Annotated in this window: 2 protein-coding genes and 1 pseudogene; all 3 read left to right on the plus strand. The window is 74.5% G+C overall.

Annotation, left to right across the window (positions count from 1 at the left end; genetic code table 11):
- Positions 1 to 188, plus strand: a pseudogene (locus tag BWR60_RS34715) (hypothetical protein); the annotation flags it as partial.
- A 168-nt stretch (positions 189 to 356) separates the two neighbouring features.
- Entirely contained in the window at positions 357 to 7,727 is a 7,371-nt protein-coding gene (locus BWR60_RS34720) for a type I polyketide synthase (RefSeq protein ID WP_088157700.1), read from the plus strand.
- A 52-nt stretch (positions 7,728 to 7,779) separates the two neighbouring features.
- Positions 7,780 to 9,186 carry an aminotransferase class I/II-fold pyridoxal phosphate-dependent enzyme gene (locus BWR60_RS34725; RefSeq protein WP_218823826.1) on the plus strand — a complete coding sequence of 469 codons (1,407 nt, stop codon included), beginning with the start codon at positions 7,780 to 7,782 and terminating at the stop codon, positions 9,184 to 9,186.
- Positions 9,187 to 9,398: the final 212 nt, after the last annotated feature.

Consider the following 9,398-nt stretch of genomic DNA (forward strand, 5'->3'; position numbering starts at 1 on the left):
CCACCATGGAGGGCCAGTCCCGCATCCTGCGCGAGAACGAGGCCGTCTACCTCCCCATCGGCACCGACCACAAGCTCGAGAACCCCGGCAAGATCGACCTCGAGCTCATCGAGGTCCGCACCGGGCCCTATCTCGGCGAGGACGACGTCGTCCGGCTGGAGAAGGCCGACGCGCTGCTGTTCGGATGACATCCGCCCGGCGGGGGCTACCCGGAAGCGATCATAGATTTAAAATCTATGGTGTCATGGAGTCCGCCATCGATTGCTGGTTTCGCCCCTCGATTCCTGCGGTACAGTAGGGTGCCGCTGCGGTCCGTTGCCCGCCCGCCCATGCCGAATCGCTGAAAGAAGACCGACATGCCAGCAGGCTCTTCGAGACTTCAGGACCAGCCCGTCGCGGTGATCGGCATGGCCTGCCGGCTGCCCGGCGCGGCCGGCCTCGACGATTTCTGGTCGCTGCTGCTGCAGGAGCGCTGCAGCGTCTCCACCATCGGCAGCGACCGCTGGGCGGTCGAGCGGTTCTACCATCCGCGAAAGGGCGAGGCGGGCCGCAGCTACACCCTGTCCGCCGGGCTGATCGCGGAACCCTACGGCTTCGACGCCGGCGCCTTCCGCATCGCCCCGCGCGAGGCCGAGCAGATGGACCCGCAGCAGCGGCTGCTGCTGGAGCTGGTGTGGGAGGCGCTGGAGGATGCGGGCCTGCCGCCCGCCACCCTCGCCGGCCAGCCGGTCGGCGTGTTCGTCGGCGCCTCCTCGGTCGACGCCTATACGAGGATCGTGGGCGATGCCAGCGGCATCGACACCCATTTCATGACCGGCAACACCGCGTCGATCATCGCCAACCGCATCTCCTACATCTACGACCTGCGCGGGCCGAGCCTGACCATCGACACCGCCTGCTCCTCCTCGCTGGTCGCGCTCGACGCGGCGGTGCGGGCGCTGGCGCAAGGCGAGATCGACACGGCGGTGGTCGCCGGGGTCAACATCCTGGGCGCGCCGCAGGCCTTCTACGGCTTCTCCCGCGCCGGCATGCTGTCGCCGACCGGGCTGTGCCGGCCCTTCGCCGCCGCGGCCGACGGCTATGTCCGGGCCGAGGGCGGCGCCGTGCTGGTGCTGAGCCGGCTGGACGCCGCCCGCGCCGCCGGCCGGGCGCCGCGGGTGATGGTCGGCCCGACCGGGGTGAATTCCGACGGCCGCACCGTCGGCCTGTCCCTGCCCTCCGCCGAGGCCCAGTTCCGCCTGCTGGAGCGGGTCTATGGCGAGGCCGGGATCGACCCGAACGACCTGGCCTTCGTCGAGGCGCACGGCACCGGCACGCGGGTCGGCGACCCGGCCGAGGCCGAGGCGATCGGCCGGGCCCTGGGCCAGAAGCGCGACGCGCCGCTGCCGGTCGGCTCGGTCAAGTCCAATATCGGCCATCTCGAGCCGGCCTCGGGCGTGGCCGGGCTGGTCAAGGCGATCCTGGCGATCGAGCACCGGCTGCTGCCGGCGACACTGCATCTCGACGCGATCAACCCGGACATCCCGTTCGACGCGCTGAACCTGGTGCCCGCGCGAGGGCCTGTGACTCTACCGCCGGGGCCGCTGACCGCCGGCGTCTCCTCCTTCGGCTTCGGCGGCACCAACGCCCACACCGTGCTGCGGGCGCCGCGGCCCGACGAGATGCCGGAGCCCGCGGCCGAGGCGCCGGCCCGGGCGCTGCTGCTGTCGGCCCATGGCGAGGAGGCGCTGCGCAGCCTGGCCGGGCGCTATGCCGAGGCGCTGGAGCAGCCGGAGGCCGAGCCGGCCCGGATCGCCCGTCACGCCGCGCATGACCGCGAGTTGCTGGCGCACCGCCTCGCCCTGCCGCTGGACGGCGACGCGCCGGAGCGGCTGCGCCGCTTCGCCGAGGGGGATCGCGCATCACCTGTGCTGTCGGCCCGCGGCGAGGCGGAGGCCGGGGCGGTGTGCTTCGCCTTCTCCGGCAACGGTTCGCAATTCGCAGGCATGGGCTTGCGCGCCTACCGCGCCAGCCGGCCGTTCCGCGACGCGTTCGACGAGGTCGATGCCGGCTATGCCGCCCTGGCCGGCTGGTCGCTGGCCGAGGCGCTGCAGGACCCGGCGCTGGAGCAGCGCCTGCCCGCCACCTCGACCGCGCAGCCGCTGCTGTTCGCGGTGCAGGTGGCGCTGACCCGGGCGCTGGCGACCGAGGGGCTGCGGCCCGCCATGGTGATCGGCCACAGCGTCGGCGAGGTGGCGGCGGCGCTGGCCGCCGGCGCGGTGTCGCCGGACCAGGCGCTGCGGATCATCCATTGGCGCAGCCGCTGCCAGGAGCAGTTGCGCGGCCTGGGCACCATGGCGGTGCTGATGCTGGGCCGGGACGAGGCCGAGGCGGCGCTGGCCGAGGCCGGGCTGGACGGCGTCGTGGTGGCCGCGGTCAACAGCCCGGCCTGCGTCACCGTCTCCGGCCCCGGCGGGCAGATCGAGGCGCTGCTGAAGCTGGCGAAGCAGCGGCGCGTGGCGGCGCAGCGCGTCGGCGTCGACTACCCGTTCCATTCGCCGCTGGCCGCGCCGATTGAAGCGCCGCTAAGAGCGGCGCTGGCGGACAGCGTCGCGGCCGAGGGACATATCCCCTTCATCTCCGCCGTCACCGGCGCGGTGCTGCCGGGCGCGGATCTGGATGCCGGCTACTGGTGGCGCAACATCCGCCAGCCGGTCGATTTCGCCGCGGCGGCGCGGACGGCGCTGGAGCTGGGCGCCGGCATCTTCGTCGAGATCGGCCCGCGCCCGGTGCTGACCGGCCATCTGCGCGACATCGCCAAGGCGGCGGAGCGCGAGGCGGCGATCCTGCCGACCCTGGACAACAAGGGGGGCGACGCCAAGACGGGCGAGGACGACCCGGTCGAGCGCACGGTGCTGCAGGTGCTGCTGCGCGGCGGCGCGGTCGACCGCCGGCCGCTGTTCGGCGACCGGCCCGCCGGCCGGCGCCTGGCCCTGCCGCACTATCCCTGGCAGCGCCGCGACCTGCGCCAGGCCCCGACGCCGGAGCGGATCGACCTGTCGCTGGCCAAGCCGGCGCATCCGCTGCTGGGCGCCCGCCACAGCGAGGGCTCGCCGGAATGGCACGGCCTGCTCGACCCCGAGCTGCTGCCCTACCTGGCCGACCACAAGGTGGCGGGCGAGGTGGTGGTGCCCGGCGCCGCGCTGCTGGAGATGGCGGCCGCCGCCGGCCGGCAATGGTCCGGCGTCGAGGCGGTCGAGGTCGAGGATCTCGACATCCTGCAGGCCCTGGTGATCGCCGAGGGTACGACGCGCGAGACCTGGCTGCGGCTGGCGCCGGCCACCGGCACGCTGGAGATCCTGAGCCGCCAGCGCATGGCCGGGGAGGAGTGGACGCTGCACGCCCGCGGCCGCGTCGGCCCCAGCCCGGTGGCCGCGGCGCCCCTGCGCGAGGCCGCCGGCGCCGACGACACCCTGCGCCCGGTCGACCCCGCCGCGATCTATGCCGCCGCCGCCGCGGCCGGGCTGGACTACGGCCCCGCCTTCCGCCGCGCCGCCGCCATCGCCGGCGACGATGAGCGGCGGATCGTGGTCGATCTGTCGCCCGAGGCCGCCGACAACGGCCTCTACACCGAGCCCCACACGCTGCACCCGACCGCGCTGGACGCCGCCTTCCACGGGCTGTTCGCCCTGTACGGGCGGCTCGGCGGCGGCGAGGGCGGCGCCTTCCTGCCGGTGCGCTTTGCCGCGCTGCGGGTCTATCGCTCCGCCCCGCCCGTCCGGGCGCGGCTGGAGCTGCGGCGGGCCACGGCGCGCTCGATCCTGGTCGACATCGCGCTGGAGGATGCGGAGGGCATGGTCGTGGCCGAGCTGCGCGGCGCCCGGTTCCAGCGCAGCGCGCTGCGCCTTTCGGGCGGGGACGAGCTGCTGTACCGCGCGGTGCGGCAGCCCTGGACCGACGCCGCCGCCGGCATCACCACGGCGGCGCTGGAGCAGGCCGCCGCCGGCCTGCTGGACCGGCAGGAGGCCGGCGACGACTGGCTGCTGCTGACCGCCTGGGCCCGGTCGATGGCCCATCGTGCGGTGCGGGCGGTGGCGGGATCGCCTCGCTTCACCGTCGACCGGCTGTGCCGCGTCGGCCGCCTGGCCCCGGCCTCCGTGCCGCGCTTCGAGGCGCTGCTGACGGTCCTGGCCGAGTTCGAGCTGGCGACCGAGCGGAACGGCACCTGGCACCTGGCCGCCGCCCGCCTGCCCTCGCCCCAGGCGATCCTGCGCTCGATCCTGGCCGACCATCCGGAGCGCGGCGCCGAGACGGTGATGGCCGCCCGGCTGACGCGCGACCTGATCGCGGCGCTGCGCAGCGGGGAGACGCTGCGCTTCTCCAAGGGTGTCGAGGCCCAGGCCCGTGCCGCCTCGCCGCTGCTGCCGCTGGCGGCGGAGCTGGTCGGAACGCTGGCCGCCGGCCGCGCGATGCCGCTGGCCCTGCTGCTGGTCGACCCCGAGGGCGAGCTGGTGCCGGCGCTGCTGCCGCTGATCCGCGACCGCGCCCTGACCGTCGCGGTGACCGGGCCGGAGCCGAAAGCCCTGGCCGGGCTGGCCGCGCGCACCCCGCGCCTGCCCGGGCTGCGCATCCTGGACGACCAAGCCACGGCCGCGCCGGGCAGCTTCGACCTCGCCCTGTCGGCCGGTGCCGCGACGGGCGGAGACCCGGCGGCGCTGGCCCGGCAGATCGCCGCGCTGCTGCGGCCCGGCGCGCCGGTCGCCGCCTTCGACGCCATCCCCGACACTGTCACCGCCCTGCTGCTGGACGGGACGGCGCCGGACGGGCTGGCCGCGGCGCTGGCCCAGGCCGGCTTCCATCCGCTGGCCCGGAGCCGCGCCGTCACCCGGGCCGCGCCCGCGCAGCTGGCGGTCTGGGACCGGCCGGCGGTTGAAGCGCCGACGGTTCCGGCCCGGTCGATCCTGATCCGGCCGCCGGCCGCCGATTCCGAGCTGCTGTCCGACCTGGCCGAACGGCTGCGCCGGCAGGGCCATCAGGTCCGCATCGACCGGGACGCCGCCGCGGCGGAGGATGAGACCGTCCTGCTGCCGCTGATGCTGGACACGGCGCGCGACCCGGTGGCCTTCCTGACCGGCGCCATCCTGGCGCTGCGGGCGGAGGCCGAGGCCCTGGCGGCCGGCAAGGCCACGCTGTGGCTGGTCGCCCGCTGCGGCAAGGTCAACGGCAAGGCCGATGGTGGCCGCGGCCTGGCCGAGGCGCTGGCCGCCGCCGCCCGCACCCTGGCCAACGAATATTCCGGCATCGCCCTGCGCTTCGCCACCCTGGCCCCGGCGCTGCCCGACGAGGCCGCGGCGACGGCCCTGGCTGCGTTGATCGGATCGGGCGCCGTGGAGACCGAGTTCGAGATCGACCGCGACGGCGTCTTCGTCGGCCGGGTCGAGCCGGCGCGGCCGGCGCCGCGGGAGATCCCGGCCGAGGACCGCGCCGCCCGTCTGGCCCTGTCCGCCCCGGGCAGCCTGGGCCGCATCGGCTGGGTCGCGGCCGAACGCCGGGCCCCCGGCCCCGACGAGGTCGAGATCGAGGTCGCGGCCAGCGGGCTGAACTTCCGCGACGTCATGTTCTCGCTGGGCCTGCTGCCGGACGACTATCTGGAGGACGGCTTCGCCGGCCCGACGCTGGGCTTCGAATGCGCCGGCACGATCCGCCGCGTCGGCGAAAGCGTGACCGGGCTGAAGGAAGGCGACCGGGTGATGGGCTTCGCCCCGGCTGCCTTCGCCACCCATGTCACGGTGCCGGCCCAGGTGGCGATGCCGGTGCCCGACGGCATCGACCTGGCCGCCGCGGCGACCATGCCCGTGGCCTTCATCACCGCCTGGTACGCGCTGGTGCACCAGGCCCGGCTGGGCCGCGGCGAGACCGTACTGATCCACGGCGCCGCCGGCGGTGTCGGCCTGGCGGCGCTGCAGATCGCCAAGCTGCGCGGCGCCACCGTGGTGGCCACCGCCGGCAACGAGGACAAGCGGGCCCTGGCGCAGCTGCTGGGCGCCGACCTGGTGCTGGATTCCCGCTCCCTGGCCTTCGCCGACGAGATCCGCTGGAAGCTGGGCGGCGTCGACGTGGTGCTGAACTCGCTGTCCGGCGACGCCATGCGCCGCAGCCTGCGGGCGCTGAAGCCCTTCGGCCGCTTCGTCGAGCTGGGCAAGCGCGACTTCGTCGCCGACACCGCGGTGGGGCTGCGCGCCTTCGCCCGCAACGTCTCCTATTTCGGGGTCGATGCCGACCAGCTGCTGAACGCCCAGCCGGGATTGACGAAGCGCCTGCTGCGCGAGCTGGACCGGCTGTTCGCGCAGCGCCGCCTCACCCCCCTGCCGCACCGGGTGTTCCCGGCCGACCAGGCCGAGGATGCGTTCCGGCTGATGCAGGGCGCCGGCCATATCGGCAAGATCGTGGTCACGCCGCCGCGCGAGATCCCGGCGGCGCCGGCGGCCGAGGCCCGGTTCGAGGCGCAGGGCACCGGCTTCCACCTGGTCACCGGCGGCACCGGCGGCTTCGGCTTCGCCACCGCGCTGTGGCTGGCCGAGCACGGGGCGAAGACCATCGTCGTCGCCTCCCGCCGCGGCACGCTGGGCCCGGCCGAGAAGGCCGGGGCCGAGCGGCTGGCGCAGCGGGGCGTCACCCTGGCGGCGGAGCGGCTGGACGTCACCGACCGCGCCGCCTGCGAGAAGCTGCTGGCGGCGCTGGAGCGCCGGCACGGCCCGCTGCGCGGCATCATCCATGCCGCGATGGTGCTGGATGACGGGCTGCTGCGCGACCTCGACGCGGCGCGGATCGAGCGGGTGCTGGCGCCGAAGATCAAAGGCGCCATCCATCTCGACCTGGTCAGCCGCACCCGGGCGCCGGACTATTTCGTGCTGTTCTCCTCCGCCACCACGCTGATCGGCAATCCCGGCCAGGCCAACTACGTCGCCGCCAACGCCTATCTCGAGGCGCTGGCGCGGACCCGGCTGGCGCAGGGCCTGCCGGCCCTGGCCGTGTCCTGGGGCGCCATTGCCGATGCCGGGGTGCTGGCCCGCGACGAGGCCCGCGGCGACGCGCTGAAGCGCCGGATCGGCCGGTCGTCGCTGAAGGCGGCCGAGGCGCTGGCGCAGCTGGGCCGGCTGCTGGCCCGGCCGGCGGCGACGCCGCAGGACGCGGCGGTGGCCTGCGCCCGGATCGACTGGCAGGCGGCGACGCGCGAGCTGCCGATCCTGGCCACGCCGCGCCTGGCCGGGATGGCCGATGGCCGCCGGGCCGAGGCGGCGGAGGCGGAGGTCGACCTGGCGGCGATGATCGCCGGCCGGACCGACGCCGAGGCTCAGGCGATCGTGACCCAGACCATGCTGGCCGAGATCGGGCGGATCCTGCGCATGCCGCCGGCCGATATCGACGGCGACCGGCCCTTCGCCGAGCTGGGCATGGATTCGCTGATGGGGCTGGAGCTGGACGCGGCGATGCAGGGCCGCTACGGCATCGACCTGCCCTTCCTGTCGATCGGCGCCGGGCTGACGCTGAACGAGCTGAGCGGCCGCATCGTCGCCCGGCTGCGCGGCGGCAGTGCGGCCGCCGAACCGGAGACGGCGCCACCGCCGGCCGAGGCGGCGCAGCTGCTGGCCAGGCATCTGGAGACCGATCTGGAGGAGGACACCGCCGTGCTGGTGCGCGAGGCCGTCCGCGACCGGGCCAAGACCACCCGCCGGGTGCTGGGATGATGGCCGATCGCCTCTCGGTTCCCCTTGCCGTCATGGCGAGGCGCGCAGCGCCGTGGCCATCCAGGGGCCGCTCGCATTGGCCCCTGGATGGCCAAGGAGTAAAGGCCGCCTGTCCGACGCCGCGCTGCGGTCGCTGATCGCCGATGTGCGCGGCAAGGCCCCGGCGGCGGTCGCGGCGCCGGCGGCCGAGCCGCGCGCCCAGGGGGCCCGCGACACCGCCTTCGAGACCCTGCCGGGCTACGAGACGCTGCGGATGCAGCGCGCCGCGGCCGACCTGCTGGGCATCCCCAGCCCGTTCTTCCGCACCCATGAGCAACGCGCCGGGGCGGTGTCGCGCATCGCCGGGCAGGAGGTGATCAACTTCGCCTCCTACGACTATCTCGGCCTGAACGGCCACCCGGCCGTGGCCGCGGCGGCAAAGGCGGCGATCGACGAATTCGGCACCTCGGTCTCGGCCAGCCGGCTGGTGGCCGGGGAGCGGCCGTTCCACGCGGCGCTGGAGCGGCGGCTGGCGGAGTTCCACGGCGTCGAGGATGCGGTCGTCTTCGTCAGCGGCCACGCCACCAATGTCGCCGCCATCGGCCAGATCACCGGCCCGGCCGACCTGATCCTGCACGACGCGCTGATCCACAACAGCGTGATCACCGGCGCCCAGCTGTCCGGCGCGCAGCGGCGGTCCTTCCCCCACAACGACCTGGAGACGCTGGAGGCGATCCTGGCGGCCGAGCGCGACCGCTGGCAGCGCGTGCTGATCGTGGTCGAGAGCCTGTATTCGATGGATGGCGACACCATCGACCTGCCCCGGCTGGTGGCGCTGAAGCAGCGCTTCGGCGCCTGGCTGATGGTGGACGAGGCGCATGGGCTGGGCGTGCTCGGCCCGACCGGGCGCGGCATCGCCGAGGCCGCCGGTGTCGACCCGCGCCAGGTCGACATCTGGATGGGGACGATGTCGAAGACTCTGTCCTCCTGCGGCGGCTACATCGCCGGCCCGGCGGCGCTGGTGGAGTACCTGAAGCTGATGGCCTCGGGCTTCGTCTACAGCGTCGGCATGCCGGCGCCGGCGACGATGGCGGCGCTGACGGCGCTGGAGCTGGTGATGGCGGATGCCGACGGCAGGGTGGCGCGGCTGCAGGCCAATTCCCGCCGCTTCCTTGAACGCGCCGGCGCCGCCGGGCTGGACACCGGCCTGGCCCAGGGCCATGCCATCGTGCCGATCATCCTCGGGGATTCGCTGCAGGCGGTGCTGCTGTCGAACCGGCTGCTGGAGCGCGGCATCAACGTCTCGCCGATCGTGCATCCGGCGGTGCCGGAGAAATCGGCCCGGCTGCGCTGCTTCATCACCGCCGAGCACACGCCGGACCAGATCGACCGCGCCGTCGCCGTCATCGCCGAGGAGCGTGAGGCCCTGCGGCACGAGGCGCCGGCGATGGCCAGGCTGGGGGCCGCGGCGCGGGGGTAGAGAAGTCTCCCGCCTTTTGCGTGGCCTCTCCCGCTTGCGGGACCTTTTCAGATCGCCTGCCCCTCGCCGTCATCAACTCAGTTGGGGTTGAGGTCTGAGTTTGGCGTTGGCGATGATGAGGAGCTTGCGCATGACGGCGACGATGGCGACGAGGGGTTTTTTGCCGTTGGCGAGGAGTTTGAGGAAGAAGGGCCTGAGAGTGGGGTGGTGAT

The organism is Inquilinus limosus (assembly GCF_002195995.1).
GTDB lineage: Bacteria > Pseudomonadota > Alphaproteobacteria > DSM-16000 > Inquilinaceae > Inquilinus > Inquilinus limosus_C.